The organism is Colwellia sp. Bg11-28 (genome assembly GCF_002836245.1).
GTDB classification, from domain to species: domain Bacteria; phylum Pseudomonadota; class Gammaproteobacteria; order Enterobacterales; family Alteromonadaceae; genus Colwellia; species Colwellia psychrerythraea_A.
Window position 1 is genome coordinate 67,260 of the sequence record NZ_PJBA01000005.1, and the last position, 18,147, is coordinate 85,406.

At 39.5% G+C, this 18,147-nt stretch carries 19 protein-coding genes; 3 read left to right on the forward strand and 16 right to left on the reverse strand.

Going from position 1 to position 18,147, the window contains the following annotated elements; translation table 11 throughout:
• Positions 1-171 precede the first annotated feature (171 nt).
• The 12 genes from CXF79_RS05750 to CXF79_RS05805 all read right to left on the reverse strand — a co-directional run bounded on the left by CXF79_RS05750 (position 172) and on the right by CXF79_RS05805 (position 11,505).
• Complete coding sequence (locus CXF79_RS05750) at positions 172-639, reverse strand: terminase small subunit (protein WP_101154298.1); 468 nt, start codon at positions 637-639, stop codon at positions 172-174.
• Positions 627-1,049 (reverse strand): hypothetical protein, encoded by a 423-nt coding sequence (locus tag CXF79_RS05755; protein WP_101154299.1) that lies wholly within the window; start codon positions 1,047-1,049, stop codon positions 627-629. The genes CXF79_RS05750 and CXF79_RS05755 overlap by 13 nt, the downstream gene beginning before the upstream one ends.
• Complete coding sequence (locus tag CXF79_RS05760; protein WP_101154300.1) at positions 1,049-2,563, reverse strand: YfjI family protein; 1,515 nt, start codon at positions 2,561-2,563, stop codon at positions 1,049-1,051. The genes CXF79_RS05755 and CXF79_RS05760 overlap by 1 nt, the downstream gene beginning before the upstream one ends.
• Complete coding sequence (locus CXF79_RS05765) at positions 2,563-3,489, reverse strand: toprim domain-containing protein (RefSeq protein ID WP_101154301.1); 927 nt, start codon at positions 3,487-3,489, stop codon at positions 2,563-2,565. Before CXF79_RS05765 ends, CXF79_RS05760 begins: the two co-directional genes overlap by 1 nt.
• The gene (locus tag CXF79_RS05770) at positions 3,482-3,766 is read right to left on the reverse strand and encodes a helix-turn-helix transcriptional regulator (protein ID WP_101154302.1); all 285 of its coding nucleotides are present in this window, start codon (positions 3,764-3,766) and stop codon (positions 3,482-3,484) included. Before CXF79_RS05770 ends, CXF79_RS05765 begins: the two co-directional genes overlap by 8 nt.
• Before the next feature lie 96 nt (positions 3,767-3,862).
• Complete coding sequence (locus CXF79_RS05775; RefSeq protein WP_101154303.1) at positions 3,863-4,627, reverse strand: hypothetical protein; 765 nt, start codon at positions 4,625-4,627, stop codon at positions 3,863-3,865.
• Between the two features lie 185 nt (positions 4,628-4,812).
• Positions 4,813-6,024, reverse strand: a complete 1,212-nt coding sequence (locus tag CXF79_RS05780) for a tyrosine-type recombinase/integrase (RefSeq protein WP_101154304.1) — start codon at positions 6,022-6,024, stop codon at positions 4,813-4,815.
• Between the two features lie 180 nt (positions 6,025-6,204).
• The gene (locus tag CXF79_RS05785) at positions 6,205-7,068 is read right to left on the reverse strand and encodes a YicC/YloC family endoribonuclease (protein WP_011040982.1); all 864 of its coding nucleotides are present in this window, start codon (positions 7,066-7,068) and stop codon (positions 6,205-6,207) included.
• A gap of 112 nt (positions 7,069-7,180) precedes the next feature.
• Positions 7,181-8,110, reverse strand: coding sequence for a DM13 domain-containing protein (locus CXF79_RS05790; RefSeq protein ID WP_101154305.1), 930 nt, complete (start codon positions 8,108-8,110; stop codon positions 7,181-7,183).
• Positions 8,111-8,460: 350 nt separating this feature from the next.
• The gene (locus tag CXF79_RS05795; RefSeq protein WP_101154306.1) at positions 8,461-10,182 is read right to left on the reverse strand and encodes a GMC family oxidoreductase; all 1,722 of its coding nucleotides are present in this window, start codon (positions 10,180-10,182) and stop codon (positions 8,461-8,463) included.
• Positions 10,179-10,913, reverse strand: a complete 735-nt coding sequence (locus CXF79_RS05800; protein ID WP_101154307.1) for a gluconate 2-dehydrogenase subunit 3 family protein — start codon at positions 10,911-10,913, stop codon at positions 10,179-10,181. Before CXF79_RS05800 ends, CXF79_RS05795 begins: the two co-directional genes overlap by 4 nt.
• A 52-nt stretch (positions 10,914-10,965) precedes the next feature.
• Complete coding sequence (locus CXF79_RS05805) at positions 10,966-11,505, reverse strand: thioredoxin family protein (protein WP_011040986.1); 540 nt, start codon at positions 11,503-11,505, stop codon at positions 10,966-10,968.
• Between the two features lie 389 nt (positions 11,506-11,894).
• On the opposite strand from CXF79_RS05805, the gene rph reads away from it, so the two are divergent.
• From rph to CXF79_RS05820, 3 genes are all read left to right on the forward strand, one after another.
• The gene (gene rph, locus CXF79_RS05810; RefSeq protein ID WP_011040987.1) at positions 11,895-12,608 is read left to right on the forward strand and encodes a ribonuclease PH; all 714 of its coding nucleotides are present in this window, start codon (positions 11,895-11,897) and stop codon (positions 12,606-12,608) included.
• A 28-nt stretch (positions 12,609-12,636) separates the two neighbouring features.
• Positions 12,637-13,302, forward strand: a complete 666-nt coding sequence (gene pyrE, locus CXF79_RS05815) for an orotate phosphoribosyltransferase (RefSeq protein ID WP_011040988.1) — start codon at positions 12,637-12,639, stop codon at positions 13,300-13,302.
• A gap of 311 nt (positions 13,303-13,613) precedes the next feature.
• Positions 13,614-14,978 (forward strand): alpha/beta hydrolase, encoded by a 1,365-nt coding sequence (locus CXF79_RS05820; RefSeq protein WP_232769087.1) that lies wholly within the window; start codon positions 13,614-13,616, stop codon positions 14,976-14,978.
• A gap of 156 nt (positions 14,979-15,134) precedes the next feature.
• On the opposite strand, the gene CXF79_RS05825 is transcribed toward CXF79_RS05820, so the two are convergent.
• From CXF79_RS05825 to CXF79_RS05840, 4 genes are all read right to left on the reverse strand, one after another.
• Entirely contained in the window at positions 15,135-15,455 is a 321-nt protein-coding gene (locus CXF79_RS05825) for a hypothetical protein (RefSeq protein WP_101154309.1), read from the reverse strand.
• A 2-nt stretch (positions 15,456-15,457) separates the two neighbouring features.
• A complete protein-coding gene (locus CXF79_RS05830; protein ID WP_101154310.1) occupies positions 15,458-16,234 on the reverse strand; it encodes a 3-deoxy-D-manno-octulosonic acid kinase in 777 nt (258 codons plus the stop codon).
• A complete protein-coding gene (gene waaA / locus CXF79_RS05835; RefSeq protein ID WP_101154311.1) occupies positions 16,231-17,586 on the reverse strand; it encodes a lipid IV(A) 3-deoxy-D-manno-octulosonic acid transferase in 1,356 nt (451 codons plus the stop codon). The genes CXF79_RS05830 and waaA overlap by 4 nt, the downstream gene beginning before the upstream one ends.
• A 100-nt stretch (positions 17,587-17,686) precedes the next feature.
• Entirely contained in the window at positions 17,687-18,115 is a 429-nt protein-coding gene (locus CXF79_RS05840) for an Lrp/AsnC family transcriptional regulator (RefSeq protein ID WP_011040994.1), read from the reverse strand.
• Positions 18,116-18,147 lie beyond the last annotated feature (32 nt).

Here is an 18,147-nt window from a genome sequence, read left to right on the forward strand (position 1 = left end):
TTAGAAAATATATGTAAAAAATTTATTAGGTTAACTTCTACTCAGCGCACAATGTTTACCAATCAGCACATACAACTAACAACCTATGTATCTATATAAATGCCCCCGCCAATCCTGACATCATGGTCCATGGGGGGGGGTAATAACCTCTTTTTGTAAACCAGTTAACGATTACCCGATAACAGAACCATCTTCATTTAGAGCTGGATGGTCATCAAAGTTGATATGATTCTTAGGCAAAAGGCCTTTTACGGCACGACTGGCAGCATTGCGAGCAGTTATATCACGTATGATGTCGTCAACGTTTGTCTGAGGCTTAGTATCGGTATAAAGACCTGATAGTTTCCCCAATTGAGACCAAGCATTTACCCGTGAAGCTGGTGTACTATTTTCGCCCGTTCCCATAGCCTCTTTAAGCAACCCCGTCAGTATTACTTCTCGGCTAACATAGGTGTCTGCCGATAGTTGTTCTAGTTGGTGTTTAATGGCGCTACGGATGTTAGGTTTCGTCAATAGCTCACAACTGATAGAACGAGCCGTCTTTTCGGAATAACCAGCGTTAATGGCTGCCTTAGTCGCATTAAAATCGATGACATATTCTTCAATAAAACGTTGTTGCTTGGTGGTTAGTTCTTGCATGGTGTACCTCTTTTGTTACTTACGTGTTTTGTTACTCGCAACAACCAAAGGTTGGCGGCTTTTCTCGCTTTATTTTCTTTTTTAATGTCATTAGTTTCCTGGGCATAGGCAAACATATAGTGGCAGGAGTACTCATCGGCTAGTTTCATACGCCTATGTTGCGCAACCCTTTTTAATCGGTGTTGTATCCAAGCAGTATCACCATAAGGTTCGTCACTACAATGGTGTAGTGGTAGGCCGTTACTATCTACCAAGTAGTCGTGTTCTGTGCGATTACCGTTATTCAAAAAATTTAGCGAATGCTCATCAGGAGTAGCCACAGAACCTACAGAACTATCTATATCCATGTTTAGTAGGTTCTGTGGTGATGGCAAATAAGCTTTTATAAGTTTATTTTGCCATCTTCCCATTAAGTATCCTCTACAGCAGAACTCCAATAAAATGCCCTTGAAGGTCGACCCCCTGTGCTTCCAACAACACTTTGTTGTTCAATTAAGTAGTTATGGTCAACAAGCAGTTCTAGGGAATTATATATATCGTTAGTGCTTCCCATACCAGCCCAACCCGTATTGGTAATATCACGAGCTTTAAATGGTATAGGTAATTTTTTTCTGCGCCTTACAATGAGCTTGGCAGCTTCAATATATGAATTGTTAGCCCAAGAGCAAATGCGATTAAAATGACTAATTAAATAGTCAGCCCAATCAAGTGCCATTGCAGTAGCTTCTTCCCCAATTGTATTAATATTTTTAGATGAACCTTCTCCCGTGTCATTTAAAATAATGTGAAATATCAAAGCTATTGCAGTAATCGTTTTGGGTAATTTAAGTAGGTAACTAGACATAATGCCAGGTGTATCAATATCACGTGCTTTTAACTGAATTTCCTCCATCCAAGCAATGAATAATTGTTGTGCATTATTGTCAAAGCGATGAGCCTTGTTTTCAGGTTTATAGTTGTGTAGCTTAATAAATTGATCAGTGTAATTTTGCGAAGCAATTGGATTGGGAGCTTGGTCGACCCATTTCCAAGCTTTTTTTGTATCTGGCCAAACCGCTAATTGTAACCGTTGAATTAAGCCATCATCATTTTTACCGTTAACAGCACTCTGAACTAAAGGTGCAAGCTTTGATGGTTGGATACCGCCGAGCAAGCTAAGGGTGCAATGCTCAATGATAATAGTACCGCGCATTATTCTATCTACTTTAAAGGTAGCATCACCATCAAAACACTCTAAGTAAAAAGCACGATCAGCTTGGTATTCTTCTTTTGCCAGTTTGGCAAGCCAACCAGAAACTTCATCTCTAACTAAAAAGAGTCCATTTTTATTTTGAGCAAGCAAATCACCGAATTTTTCAACTGTTGTGTCATTGACTATGATGCGGTTGAGTATTGGAAGGTCAACCTCATCAGCGTTGGCGCTTGCTATTGCTTCTTTAGCTTTGTTTTCTTTATTAGGTTCTTTTTTGTCTTTAAGTATTCTTTTGGCTTCATTTTCTGCTGCCTGTAGTGAAACCTTGGCAAATATGGTGTCAGTTTTATATTGAATACACTCTTCTTCATAAGCCTCTTTAAACCCCTTTTCAATAGCTTGTAATGGTTCTAATGCCGCTTTAATTGATGGTGTTTTCATTGAGCTAGGTGGCGCAACAAGAATTGCCCAAACGTTGGGGATTATCTTCCAGTTATCGAATTGCTTAGGGTAAATCCATACCTTATTACCCAATACTGCTGCCAAGGCACTTAAAGCTGACACAGCCACAAAGTCAGGGGGGCATTGCTGCCTTTGAACAGTATCATGCACAAAATCAGCTATTTGAGGCGGTAACAAGCTATAATCGAAAGGCATTACAGCGGGTTTACCACTTGGTAGTGGAATTGTTCTGGTCGGTGATACTGTATTGGAGGTGATTATGTTTTCCATTACACGCTCACTCTTACATGACCATGCAAAAAATCATTCCAGTCGGTAAGGTTATTTTCACGTTGCTCTTTAGTAAATGGGGGGAAGGAAGTGTAACCACCTACAGCGATAGCTGCTTCAGTTGCCTTCTCAACTCCAGGATTGATATTAGTTTTCTGTTGTGTAACCCAGTCATCATCACCAGCAATAATGATTTTAGCCTCTGGCCATCTATACCGAGCAGTTAAAGCTACGGGCTTTAAATTTCCAGCATTCATTGCTGCTAACACTAAACAGTTTGTGTTTATGTAAACTGAAATGGCTGTTGCTACCCCTTCAGTGATATAAACTACTTCTGGTGTTCTCCTTAATCCACCAACAGGAAAGCATAAGCCATTGATTCTCCCTCTTTTCATAAAGCGTTTAGCTCCATTGCCTAGAATTGACTGGGTGTTCATGATTTGGTTATTATTTGTCTCAATATTCCTTAGGGGTAGAATTAGGCTATTTCTAAATATTCTTAGCCCCTTTACAGGTGGGATATTCTTTAATGATAGGTAAGGGTGCTGTAGAGCAGCCTTACACTTGTTGTACTTTTTGTCGGCATCAATTGCTGTTAACTGCTGCTCTTGATTTTTTTTGGTTTTTTGTTGCTGTATGGTTTCCCGTAATTGGCTTTTATGTTGCTCAGTATTCAAGTTGGAGTTAGAGTGCCAACTATTAACTAAGCCTGTTTGCCAATCACCAGCGACAATACCTTTGCCATTTGCGAAAGTTGAATACCAACCATTATTACTTTTTGGTTTATTAATGGTTTTGACTCTATGGATGCAATCATCAAAAATTATCCCATCAATGATTAAGCCTTGTTCTTGAATGAAATTTAGCATGCGTTTGTGCAGTGTTAATTGATCAACTAGGGCGTCAACGGTGAAGGTGTTACTCATTATCGTCTCCTCCTAGTGACTGTTCACGATCAGAGGTTAAGCGAGTTACCAAAGCTTTTATTTGAATATTGTTAGCGCCAGAAATAAGTGCTCTATTTATTTCATCTATTTCGTATGAAGGCCAGGCAACTTTTCTCAGCCCAATGGCTACAGGGGGGGTTATCTCTTTGTTTTTTATTTTCTCGTATACAGACGATCTAGGTAGGCCAGTTCTGGACATTACGTCATTTATTCTAAGTAATAAAACAGTACCTGATTGGTAGTTTGTTTGCATCATATCGCTTCCTTTTAGTGTTTGTTGGATACGATGCAAAGATAAAATAACTTGATATAGCGGTGTGGTAGTTGCCTAAAATAAGTTGGCAGTTGCCAATTAATTATTATTAAGCGAATCTAAACCTTTTGTGATTTGGTCTCTTAATGACCTGTCACTTAGCCCCTGAGACTCAACTTGACCAAATGGATCCGAGGGTAAAAAACGAATAATATGCTTTGCAATACCTGCAATATTCGGTTTATTTCCTGGCTTAATTTTTTGTTCATCCTTAACCATTAAAGCTTTAGCTAAAAGACCTATTATTCTGTATAAATTATTTATTAGCCGAGTCTTTGATGGAGAGTTCGTAGTACTATCCTCTTCTAAATCAGTAGGTTTTGAGCTTATCTTCTGCTTATATTCATGCATTGATTTAGCTGTGATAACAATATCATCAATGTTGATTTGTGGATAAATAGGGTTATTTATATCTTCATCATAATCAACATCAAAATATTCACTGCTTGATAATTCACCACTAACAATGCTTACCTCTTTAAACTTGATAAGTATGGCGACATCACGACTAGATAAATATGCCAATCGTGATGTAATATCTTTTGTGTAATTAGGGGGGGAGCTTGGGCAGCGTATGTGTTGTATTTGTTTGTGATATTCGCAAAAATATGTGTCTGCTATACACATGAAGGTAAGTTTAAAAGGTTGAGCAACCTCTATTGTAAGGTTGGGAGCATGCAACAATGTCCAGTCAAAAGACAATTTGAGCTGATCAGTAGAGCCAAGGTAAAGTAGGTCATTAACCGTACATTTCCAAATTTCAGCAAGTTCTTTAAGTGGATACCAATCTTTTTTCATAGCCATAAAAATAATATTTATGGCACGGGAATATGCTGTTATGCCATAAACCCTTTAATTGTTGGTGAAGTTGAAACTACAACTGATTTTACTAAAGTACTTCCTCAGACATAAAATGTCAATTCTCAATCAATTGTGGTGCTTGGTGACAAGGATATAACCAACTTATACAAATGCCGCACTTATCTATGTTAGTCAACTAAAGGGGATACTTTTGTTGCCAACATACTTAATGCCTCTCGTCTTTCATCAAAGTAATCATATTGATTATAAACTCCTTCAATGCCTTTTAATTTGTGGTTTAAGCAACGTTCAGCTATGTGACCAGCAACACCATTAGAAGCTAATAAGCTACGGCATGTTCTGCGAAGATCATGAACTGTGAAGTGTGCCATATCACCCATTTTATTCGGTGGCTGTTTCTTTTTGCCTGCTTCATGGCCAAACAGTTTAGTAATAGCACGGTTTAGAGTGTCGGCGCCCATGTATGGCCGTTTGCTACTTCTGCGATTAGGAAATACATAGGGTGAAGAAAATGCTCTTACTTGCAGTTCTTTCAACCATTTGATCGTAGCAAGAGGAAGTGGGATAGTTATTTCAACACCTGACTTACTTCTTTCTTTTGGTAACTGCCATGTCGCAGTGTCTAAATCAAACTCTTGCCATGGTGCCTCTATTAGTTCGCTTTTTCTTACACCTAAAGTTACCAATAAAGCACATGCTAAATGATTTTCGCGGCTAAAGCTGTCATGGTTCTCACTAATGACCTTAAAGGTTTTTTCTAATTCATCCATTGATAGAGCGCGATCTTTACTTTTTTCCACCCCTCCTGCGTCAGTAACAGAAAAAGCACTGGCGGGATTATTATCTATAACATCTAGTTTAATACCATGGTTGAATAACTGCTTACAGTAACCTAATGCGTCATTGGCAATAGTGGGGCGGTTACTTTTTGAAATTGCTTGTAATACAGTCCTAACATCTCGAGCAGAGACTTGTTTAAGTGATGCTTGCCCAATATGAGGCGCAATATCTTTACGGTAAATTCGTTCTGGTATATTGGGGAACTTTAATCTTTTGATTAGCGTTTGATGCCAGTCAGTAAATAAATCATCAACTGTTTTTATTGTAACTTGGCTTTCACGTTTTCGGGCAAGTAATGGATCTAAGCCATTACGCTGCTGTTGGCTATTTTCAGCGGCTTTTGCTCGAGCATCAGCTAAAGATAAATCCTCATATTTGCTTAAGGTCATTTCTTTACGCTTATTATTATCGGTATATCGCAACATCCAATATGGCTTGCCCGATTTAGGAATAACAAAGTACAAGCCATCACCATCAGCAAACCTACCAGGTTTACCTTTTATCATCGCTTCGATTTTTTTAACTGTTAATTTGCCCATGTCGCCTCTCAAAGTGGTGGGTAAAAGTACTTATCACTTAAGTTATTCGATATCACTCACCAAATTACCCACCAATACCCACCAGAAATGGTTAGGTTGTTTCATACTCTCTCAGATTAAAGATATAAAAAAACCCTTTAAAAGTAAAGGGCCTAAGCGTTATTCAGGTTTTCTCAGAAGTTATTCTATATTCGCGATCTGCTCACGCATCTGTTCGATTAGTACTTTTAACTCAACAGCACTTGCCGTGATATCGGTATTAATCGATTTTGAGCCTAAGGTATTGGCTTCGCGGTTAAACTCTTGCATCATGAAATCTAAACGACGGCCTTGTGCGCCGCCTTTTTTCAATATTTTCTTCGTTTCAGTGACATGGCTGTTTAAACGGTCAAGCTCTTCGGCAACATCCATTTTTTGTGCTAATAACACTAACTCTTGCTCAACACGGCCTGAGTCTAAATCGATTTTAGCATCGGTGAATTTTTCGATAATGCGATTACGCTGCCAAGCAATGACGTCTGGCATATGCGCTGCTACTTTATCAGCTTCGCTAGCTATTGCATCAAGGCGTTGTTCAATCATTGCCTTAAGATTTTCACCTTCGCTGGCGCGAGCGGCAATAAAGTCTTTTAGCGCTTGGTCAAAAGCGGCAAGTAATTCAGCTTGAATGGCAGACATATCGCTTTCGGGTGCTTCCATCACACCAGGCCAGCGCATTACTTCTAAAGGATTTACTTTGCTGTTTAGTGTTTGCTCATTAATCCAATTAGCATGCTGAATGAGTTGCAGCGCCAAATTTTCATTAAGCGCTAATTCGCTTTTATTTGCAGGGTTGGCATTAAAACGTAAGTTACATTCTACTTTTCCGCGATTAAGTTGTTTACGGAAACGCTCACGTAAAACAGGCTCTATGCCACGAAATTGTTCTGGCAAACGAAAATAGGTTTCAAGAAACCTTTGATTAACTGAGCGAATTTCCCAAACGGCGTTGCCCCAATCGCCTTTAATTTCAATGCGAGAGAATGCGGTCATGCTGTAGATCATGTTAAATCCTAATAATAATGTCACTTAATTATTTGAATTATGCCTGAGCTTGATCCATCTATCCAGAAATTCAGTGTTAAATGGGCACCCTCATGAAGTTGTTAAGTTATCGTTATGGGGTAAATTCCACTTGGCCAAAGTTAGCCTCAAATTCTGTACACCAAACACTTAGCCCATTAAGATCATCCAAGCTTTTATTTTGTGGCAACTTAATAAATATCCTAGCGTTATTGTAGATTTTACCATTAAGTTTTTGCCCCATAGGAAAAGCATCAACACTGGTATATTCATGGTCAATAGCGCCATAAAAATAGACATCTGGTCCGCCACCATCATAGCTGAATTGGCTAATCTCTATGGTGCAGTCATCAATAATTGTTGCCTTACCCGAGACATTATGGGCAAAAGTACTGAAGAAACCCGTGTGGCCAATTTTTTCGTGTTCTTTAGTGCAACTAGAAAGGTTATTTTGACCTATTTCATTGAGGGTTAATTTAAAGTGGTCTATAGCCATTGTTGCAGAAATGAGTGCTTGGTTAACAGCGCCACTTTTACTTACCAAATCCGCGACTTGTTGTTCAAAATCACTGGCAGAAAAATCAATAGTCAGATTGGCGGCTAATTGGTGAACCGACTCTTCTATTTCGATGCCATTACTGGCATCGCCGTCAGCATCAAGGCTTTGCAAAAGTCGCAATAAGTTAACCACTTCTATTTGATTGGTATCTTGGGTTTGATATATATCTAACGGTGTTAAATAGAGGTTGGCAACAGTACTAGGAAGTTCAATACCTCCAATAGAGAAGATAATGCTTTCCTTACCTTGAAATTGAAACTCACCAAGTTGGTTGGTTTGTCCACTTTGACTGGCCGTTTTATAATTGAGTCCAGCAACTGCGGAATCAAAAAATTGACCGGTATAGGTTGATACTTCAGGAAGTGCAGGCTCTGGCGTTATGGGCGCTTCACTGGTGCTACTATCAGAGCCACAAGCGGTTAAACACAGAACTAACGCGCTAGATATTAGTAATTTATAAGCCATATAAGGTCACCAGTAATAATAAGTTAGATACCCAAACTACCTGAAGGTGTAGGTTTCAGCTGGAATTAGAAGTGCTTTAGGCAAGGCATTTACTGAAGAGAATAGTTATTCTATTGTCGAAATCAATAACGCTGCTTAAAGTGTTTCTAAACCAGCCTTGCGGGGACGTATGAGCAAACCATGCTCTTCGTTGCCTCCTTTTTTAAGGGAATAACCCTTAATAAAAAGAGGCGCCTTGATCATGAATCGCTCAAGCGTCCTGAAACACGCATCTTCAAGTGGTTTTGGTCTTTACGATGACCTTATAGTGACAACATATATTCACAAAAGTATCACAGCCATGTTTTTTATTAGCTTTTCAGGGTTAACCAATGTGCTTTTATTTTATCAGCAACCCGAAAGGCGTTAGCATAAATAGTAAAAGTGTAGGGTACGCTGCCACCCGTTGGCATAAAGGAGCCATCAGTAACATATAAATTATCAACTTCATGGGCTTGGCAGTTTTTATTAAGCACTGAGGTTTTAGGATCATTGCCGAAGCGACAACCACCAGCCATTAAGTTTGTTGAAGGATAGCCACTCACTGAAGAAGAGACATTTTTTGCACCTAAGGCTTCGAGTAGCTTTTCTGCTTTTTTAGATAAGTATTCGCCCACCTCAAGGTCATGATCATGATAGCCAATGCGGACTTTGGCTACCGGATCGCCCCATTGATCTGTTACTTCGTTATCTAAGCTAACAAAACAATCGTCAGTTGGCAGCCAATCATTAAACACTTCAAAGCGCAGCGTTTTATAACTGGTAAACTCTGTTTTCAAACTTTGTTTTAAATCTTCGCCCCACAGCAGTTTATCATCACCATTTTGATCTGAGCCCCACTGCGTTCCGCGTGCTCTAGCGATGGGGTTTTGGTGGAACAAAAAGTCGATAGTGCCGCCTTTAGCTTGTCCTTTAGCATTGGTACCAGTAAAGCTTTTATCCGCTATTTGATACCAATCTTGCAAGGCGCGATTAATAAAAGGACCTACTTGTTTTAATTCACCGACTTGTTTGTCTGATAAATCAGCATAATTAAAGTCACCTTGTCCGGTGCCACCGCCACTAAAGAGCAAGTTTTTACCAACTTGGCCGTTATTGTTGGCGAGACCTTGTGGAAATTTCTCACCTGTTGAGGCCAGTAATAAACGAGAAGTCTCTACTGCTTGGCAAGCCACCACATATATTTTGGCGGTTACTGATTTTTTACGGCCTATTTTATCGTAATAGTGCACGCCAGTAATTTCACCTTGTTTATCAGTGGCAATTTTATAGACTTTTGCATTGGCTTGAATGGTGCAATTACCTGATGCCACTGCGTTATTTAATAATGCTGCTCGGCCACTACCTTTAGCACCTGAAGCACAGCCATAACTGCTACAGTAACCAGAATATTCACAACTGCGTCTGCCCATGGCGGGTTTTGATAAAATTGCTCTGGGTACAGGAATGGCATGATAGCCAATTTTTTTAGCTGCTTTATCTATCCAAGAAGACATCGGTAATTCGGCAATAGGCGGGTAGGGGAAGTCTGTTGAGCGTGGCTCTTGATGTGGATGTTCCACCACACGACCCGAGACACCCACTTCACGCTCTACTTTGGCATAGTAAGGTTCGAGTTCGTCGTAACTAATCGGCCAATCTTCGACGTTGGCACCACTAATAGCACCAAACTCAGATTTTAAGCGAAAATCAATGGGTTTTAAGCGATGAAAGTAACCACTCATGAAGTTTGAAGAACCACCGACAACGTTGCCATTCCACCAACTCCAGCCAGAATCACTGGTTTTTTCACCTTGCCAGAAAGGTTTATCATTTTCATCGAAATATTCTTCTTCAATGACATGTTGCTCATCAGTTAGCTTTGGGTTGTAAGCGTCATGAATACTAATGGTCAGTTCATCTTTGAAGAACTCTTTTTCAGTTAACCAAGGGCCTTTTTCAAGGACTAATACTTTAGCTCCCGCTTTTGATAACTGATGGGCAATAGGGGAGGCACCAGCGCCGCTACCAATGATGCAAATGTCATAACTCATGATTTTTTAGTTCCTTGGTGCGTTTGATTACGGCTCGATGCTAAGCGTTTTGCGTCGTAGTTTACTCGGCTGATCAGATCAATACGGGCTCTGGTAGGCAATTCAAAATAACGTTGGCCTTTTTCAGGCATTGGGAAGCCCGCTTGATGTTCTAACCATGCCCAACCAATACCATCAGGATTACCGCCGTAACTTGCAGGCGAAAGCATGGCTTGAAAAATATAGCCGAGTAAGGTGTTTAACCAGTTTTGTCCCGCTGTAGAATTGCTTATCCCTCGAAGTAACTGCTCTTTGTCGGCAAAGCTTAACTGTGCAAAATTGGCTGACTTTTCACTGTTAGCATACCCATTTAACCAACCTACACCTTTTAGGATAAAGTCTTTTTCGTCTTGTTCTGTTGGTTGTACCGTCATTACTTGGTACAAATAAGCAGTTGCTCTGATTTCACTCGCGCTAGGACCTGTTGGTGAGCTTGGTAATAATTGATTCAAAGTTGCATCAAGTGTTAACCAAGGATCAGTTTTAACTAGGGTCTTAAGTAACTCATTCAGAGATGTTTGCGCTTTAGCACTAACACTTAATGCTGGCAAGCTGGCTAATGCGCCCATACCTGCGGCCGACTTAAGGAAACGACGTCGACCTTGCTGCGCTTGTCGCTTTTTGTTTTCGATGAACTCAGGCGTTTGGTGATTTTTGTCAAAAAAAGATGTACATTTATCTTCATTAGTCACGAATATGCTCCTATAACCTGGGTAGGTTTAATCTTAGAATCTTAATGATCAATTATTCTACAGACGCTGTTGTTGCTAACTGTGCTTGCGCTTTGGTTGTACTAACAGACCAGTCACTTAAAAAACTTAACCATTGTGATTTTGAATAGTTATTTCCAGTCAACAACTCTGCGGTATCTTTAGATAAAATCATTTTTCCTTGTGCCGTTGATACGTACATATGTGGGTAACCCAGTACTGGGGGCAGTGATTTCATAAAATCATTATTTTCATTACTGTCACTGACACTTATTTTGAGTAAAACATATTGGCTATGTAATGCTTCATAGACATCAGGGTTTTTAGCAAGAAAGGCATCCATTTTATGGCACCAGCTACACCAGTTACCGCCTATTTCAATCAATACTTGGCGATTGGTTTCTTGCGCTAAAGTAAGTGCCGCGGCTGCATCCTTAAAGGGGTCACGTTGATCATCATATATTTTGCTGTAAGCGGGTAAGTTTGGCGTTATAACAGGAGCAGAAGTATTTGCCGTGGCAATACTACTCAATAGTAGACTTAAACTGATAACAAATGTGGTGAAAATTCTCATGAAGCTCTCTGATAATATTTATTGCTCGGACAATTAACATGACCTTGCTTTGTTGAACTATATTTCAAAAATGTCTGATATGCCCATATTACTTCAAAATATAGGATTTGAGTGTACTCTTAAACCTGCATCCATGCAGTGTCCTTGTCAAAATCAATGGTGTGGCTAGAACGTTTATAAACTAGCCATTTGGGGGACGCCAGATCAAACCATGCCCATCGTTACATCTGTTTTTAAGGGACCAACCCTTAATAAAAAGATGCGCCTTGATCATGATTCATTCAGGTGTCCTGAAACTCACATCTTGAAGTGGCTTGGGTATAAGCATTATAATAGCCGGAATTAATTTATCAGTCTTAACTCTTATATTTACTATAAAGGAACACTCCATGCGTCCAAGCGGCAGAACATTAGGGCAAATTCGCCCCGTAACTATTACTCGTCAATTTACTACTCATGCAGAAGGCTCAGTACTTATTGAGTTTGGCGATACTAAAGTAATTTGTACTGCGACCGTTGAAGTTGGCGTACCACGTTTCTTAAAAGGCCAAGGTAAAGGTTGGGTTACTGCTGAATACGGTATGTTACCTCGCTCTACACATACACGTATGCGTCGCGAAGCTGCTTCTGGCAAGCAAAGTGGTCGTACGTTAGAGATTTCTCGCTTAATTGCTCGTGCATTACGTGCAGCAGTTGATTTAAAAGCCTTAGGCGAAAATACCATTTCAGTTGATTGTGATGTTATTCAAGCTGATGGTGGTACACGTACCGCTGCTATTACCGGTGCTTGTGTTGCGCTAGTTGATGCACTTAACTATATGCGTGCTAAAGATATTATTAAAACGAATCCACTTAAGCATATGATTGCTGCAGTATCTGTTGGTATTTATAAAGGCGAACCCGTAGCAGATTTAGATTACCCAGAAGATTCAGCTGCTGATACCGATATGAATGTTGTTATGACAGATACCGGTAAGCTTATTGAAGTACAAGGTACGGCTGAAGAAGAACCGTTTAGCTTTGAAGAAATGCAAGCGATGCTTGAGTTGGCTAAAAATGGTATCAACGAATTATTCGACCTACAAAAAGCAGCATTAAGCTAAACTACGCTCAGTAAACAGGAAAATAACTATGAAAGATTATCAACGCGAGTTTATTGAATTTGCGATAGAAAAACAGGTATTACGCTTTGGTGAGTTCACCTTAAAGTCTGGCCGAGTTAGCCCTTACTTTTTTAATGCGGGTATGTTCAAAACCGGCGGTGATTTAGCGCGTTTAGGTCGTTTTTATGCGGCTACGTTAATGGATGCAAAAATTGATTTTGATTTAGTATTTGGTCCTGCTTATAAAGGCATTCCAATTGCGACTACGACGACCGTTGCGCTGTACGATCACCACAATGTAGATGTGCCTTATTGCTTTAACCGTAAAGAAGCAAAAACTCATGGTGAAGGTGGTTCATTGGTGGGCGCAGAGCTTGAAGGTAAAATCATGTTAGTTGATGATGTTATCACTGCAGGTACTGCCATTCGTGAATCAATGGAAATTATTAAAGCACATGGTGCCCAGCTTTCTGGTGTATTAATTGCCCTAGATCGTCAAGAAAAAGGCCAAGGTCAACTTTCAGCAATTCAAGAAGTTGAACGCGATTTTGGTACACAAGTGGCGGCAATTGTTACCTTAGGTGATGTAGTGACCTATCTAGAAGAAAAGCTAGAAGGAAAAGTAGCAAACCAACCTGAATTAGCAGAAAACTTAGCAAGCATTAAAAAATATCGTTTAAATTATGGTATCTAATAGTTAGTGAGTAGTGTTTAGTTACTTACCTTTAAAAAATAACGCCTTTGAAGCATAAAGTTTCAAAGGCGTTATTTTTTTGCGTAGTATATTATACCAATAAGACTAACTAAGTTTTCATTTTCAAATGGCCTAAATATCCAATAACATCGTTGCTTTCAATCGAAATAGCCAGCTATTGCTCAATCAAGCGTCTTGTTTTTGAAAATTTATTCTCATTGAATTCTGTAGTCTTAATTAATCTCATTGGTATTATTTCAAAGTACTAATAATAAATAGATACGTGAAACAGAAACCATAAACAGGAATTCATGATGAAAATTGCCAATAAGTACACGATATTACTACTGTGGTTGGTAAGTACCTTGTCGTTTGCCCAAGGACAGCAAGATTGCCTGAGTATTCAAGATGATTATGTTTCTCTCATTGAATCAGGCAAGTATCGCTTCGCAAATGAGGTGGAAGGTGAGCTTTTAGCAAACATTGATTTTAAAAAGCTATCTAGTTACCAAGAGTATCTGACGAATGCTTACCAGGTTGTCGTTAATAAAAATCCTCGAGCAAATATGCCTTGTCCGATTGTTACTGAGACCTACCAACAATTAGCGAAAAAAAATCTATGGTCAAAAACACCAAAGATAAGCCAGTTGGTTGCTCCATTTGAATTAACTCAAAATAATAACGATAAAGCCATTTTACTTATTCATGGCTTAACTGATTCACCCTTTTCTTTTCATGACCTTAGCCAGTTTTTCTATCAACAGGGTTTTACGGTACGTACTTTGTTATTGCCTGGCCATGGCGTCGCACCTTCAGAATTACTTAATACTGATTACCAAGCGTGGCAGCAAGCGGCAACATTCGCCATTGATCAAACGTTAAATGATTATCAGCAAGTGTACCTTGGCGGCTTGTCTACTGGCGGAGCACTTATTTTCAATTACTTGATGCAGCAAAAACAGGTTGATGAAAAAATTAAAGGCCTCTTTATGTGGTCGCCTGCCACCAAGGCAAAAAGTGACTTAGCTTGGTTAGCTCAATATATTGATGGTATCCCTTTTGTTGACTGGATTGATTTAGATGCTGATATTGATTTTGCTAAATATGAGTCATTCCCCTATAACGCAGGTGCACAGGTTCACGCCTTAATGAATCTTGTTGTGGGAGAAGGAGCAAACGCAAGTCGACAAATGCATGATATTCCATTGTTTGTTGTGGCGAGTGAACATGACCAAACCATAGATACTGCACATACCTTACAGCTAGTTCAGCAGTGGCAGTTAGCATCACCGCAAGAGCAGATGAAAAAAAGTGTGTTGATTTATTATGGTGATAACAACAAGCTGCCGAAAAAATTAGTTGATGTGATGGAAGTGATTGTGCCTGAATGTTCAGCTGAGAGCTTATGTAATGAAATTTTTGATGTTGCTCACATTGCAACAACGAATTCTCCGGATAACCCACATTATGGTGTTAATGGCCAATATAGAAATTGTGGTCACTATGTTACAGATGCTCCGCGTTATAAAGCATGTAAACATAATAAACAGGTTATTAAGGGAGAAGTTACCGCAATGAACCTTACGCGTGATTTGCCAATGCAACGATTGACTTACAATCCGTATTATCAAGAAATGCTGGAAGCGATGACAACGTTTTTAAAAGCGACTAAATAGTTTATAACGTCATGCCCGAGTTTACTTGTCGGGAATCCACGCTGTTTAAAGCTCAATGATTGGAAACTGGATCCTCGACCAGAGACTTCGAGGATGACGATCTAATGGTTGATAATGTCATTTACTGGATGGGCATCGATTTTATTTTAAGAAATATTAACGCGCATACTTTAACCAAAGTTTATAAAAAACAGCATTGCAGGTTTTATTATCATCCATAACACCATCTCTATCACAATCAGAGCCGGTCAATGATTTAGCAACTTGTTGACCATATTCATCGATATCTGCTTTTGATGGCAAGACGGTAATGGTTACTTTTGGGGATTGTTCAATAAAGTCCGCGACATCGAGATAGCTGGCAAATACTTCTTGAGAAATTAAATGGCTAATATCCCCCGAGGCTCTATTTTTTGCGTCCGAGCTAAATGAAACTAATGTGAGGGTAAGAGTTAATATCGCGATGATATAATTCATTATTAGTTCTGCCTTTCAACATCGGCATCCTGATAGCCATCCTTCAACGCTTGCCAGTTTTGTTCGGTAAAATTGAACTGCTCCAGTTTATTTAATTCCTTTAAAAAAGAACGTTGTAAACGCGCCATGTTGGCTTGCTTCCAGTTAGTCTCAACAGGGTTAGTGCGTAATTCACCACGGTCAAAGTCGATCAAAAACACCTGTTTCTTGTCATTCAGCAAAATATTATGGCTATTCAAATCATGGTGATAAATACCGTGCTGGTGAAAGCGTTTAATTGTGGCACCTATGTTGTGCCAAATATCATCAGTTAACGCCTTTTCACTTAATATTGCCACTAAGTCTTGCGCATGTTCAATTCGACTGGAAAGCAAGTCTGCTTGATAGTGAAAGCCATGTTGCATAACGCGATAAGCGATTGGCTCAGGAGTAGGAAGTTGTAGCGTATTCATATGACGTAATAAAGCAAACTCACATGCAGCGCGAGTTTTTTCTACGCCGCTAAACCAATAGGAATCTTTAATAATTTTACCGATCAACCCACCGCGGTAATAATGGCGTAATACCCAATCATGCGGAGTATTGCTGTTATCATTGTATTCGACAAACCAAGTGGTGCCACGCCCTTGTGCTGAGCCCGTTACGGCGTTACTTTGTTGCCAATAACTCGGACTAAGCATTTCTGCATTGAAATTAGTGATCAGTGTTTGGTTGTAAACACAAGTAACGTTACCTTGTTCGAACTTAGAAAATTGTGCGCTGGTTATTGTTTGACTCACGAGTTATCTCCTAATGGCGTAGTGCTGGTAATATTAACCCTAGTGGGCAGAAGGTTTACTACTTGAGCCAACGTTTTTTCACTGGCTCCTTGGTTTTGTATTACCACTTTAAGCGCATTTTCGCCAAGCGTTTTCTGCCGAGTTGGTTGTTGCAATAATGCGCTAACTTCATTGACAAGTTGTGCGCTAGATTCATTAGTCGGTGTATTGTTAGTAAGTTCAATAATGGCATTTTCTTGTCTTAGTTGCTGCATTATTTCGTTGAAGTTGCTCATGTTGTGACCAACGATAACAGGCTTATTAAATAATGCTGGTTCTAACGGGTTATGACCACCCACTTCACTGAAACTACCACCCATAGTGACAATATCACTTAAAGCAAAGGCAGCCATTAACTCGCCAAGGCTATCTAGCAACCACACTTGCTCATTATTAATTATCGTATTTTCACTGCGTTTAGCCAGTGATAATTGTTGTGCAAGGCAAAGATTGGCGACTTGCTCAAAACGTTCTGGATGGCGCGGTACTAGCACTAATAACAATGATGGATATTGAGATAATAATTCTTTAAAGGCGGTTAAGGTAATGGCTTCATCGCCCTCGTGTGTACTGGCAACTAACCAGATTGTTCTTTTGGCCTGACTATCATCAGCAAAAAGTAACTTGGCTAACTCGGCCTTTTTATTGATAACTTGTTCATTGACACTGATATCGAATTTTAAATTTCCACTATTCACACAGCGGCTTTGATGCGCACCGAGCTGCAAAAAGTGAGTTAAATTTTCTTGGCTTTGCGTGAGGATCATATCAAAGCGATTTAAGCAGGGCGCCATAAGCGCACTAAGTTTTTGATAACTGGTTAAGGATTTTTTAGATAAGCGGCCGTTAATTAGCAATAATTTAATCTGGTGTTGGTCGCATTGAGCAATTAAGTTAGGCCATAACTCGGTTTCCATGAAAATTATCATTTTAGGTTTAAGCCGATGTAGAAATAATGTTGTGCAGGGAAATATATCTAACGGTAAATAACCATGCTGAACACGTCCACCAAAGAGTTTGGTTATTTGCGCAGAGCCAGTCGGGGTAAATGAAGTGATGGTGATGGGTAAATCTGGATAGTTTACTAATAATTTTTCGATAAAACTTTTTAGTGCGATGACTTCACCGACACTGGCAGCATGCACAACAATACCACCTTGCTTATAGGGCTTAGGAAAAAAGCCTAAGCGTTCAAATAAACGTTGGCGGTATTCAGGGTGATTAAATGAGCGGATTAATAGCACAAGTAAAACTATTGGGGTGAGCAATAAAAGGAATACACGGTAAAAAAATAAAGCTAAAACATATCGCACTAAAATTGACTCCACATCAACTATCTATGCTGACTAGTATACCAAACGAATTAATTCTTGCGAATCAAGTTGCTATAAATTAATTAGGGGACGAGTATAACTAACGCTCAAAGATGGTATCAAGAATAATGGCAGAGTTGGTTCTCTCCACGCCTTCAGTAGAACAGACCATATTGAGTACCTCACTGAGTTTTTCTAATGTGCTGGCTTGTATGGTAACCAATAAATCATATTCGCCACTTATCGAATGGATATGACTGATTTGGTGAACTTTTCTTAAGGCGATACAAATAGTTTGTCGTAAGTTGGGTTTTACTTTTAACGAGACATTAGAAGAGATTAAGCCACTGGTATAAGCGCTGTCGAGTACAACGCTGTATGCCTTAATGACATTATTATTTTCAAGTTTATTGAGTCGGTTTTGTATTGCTGTTCTAGAAACGCCAGTCGCTCTGGCGATATCTGAAACACTTGCTCTGGCATTTAGCCGTAATATTGACAGCAATTCTTCATCTTTTTCAGTTAACAAACTACACTCCCTTTACTGCATGTATTCAAATT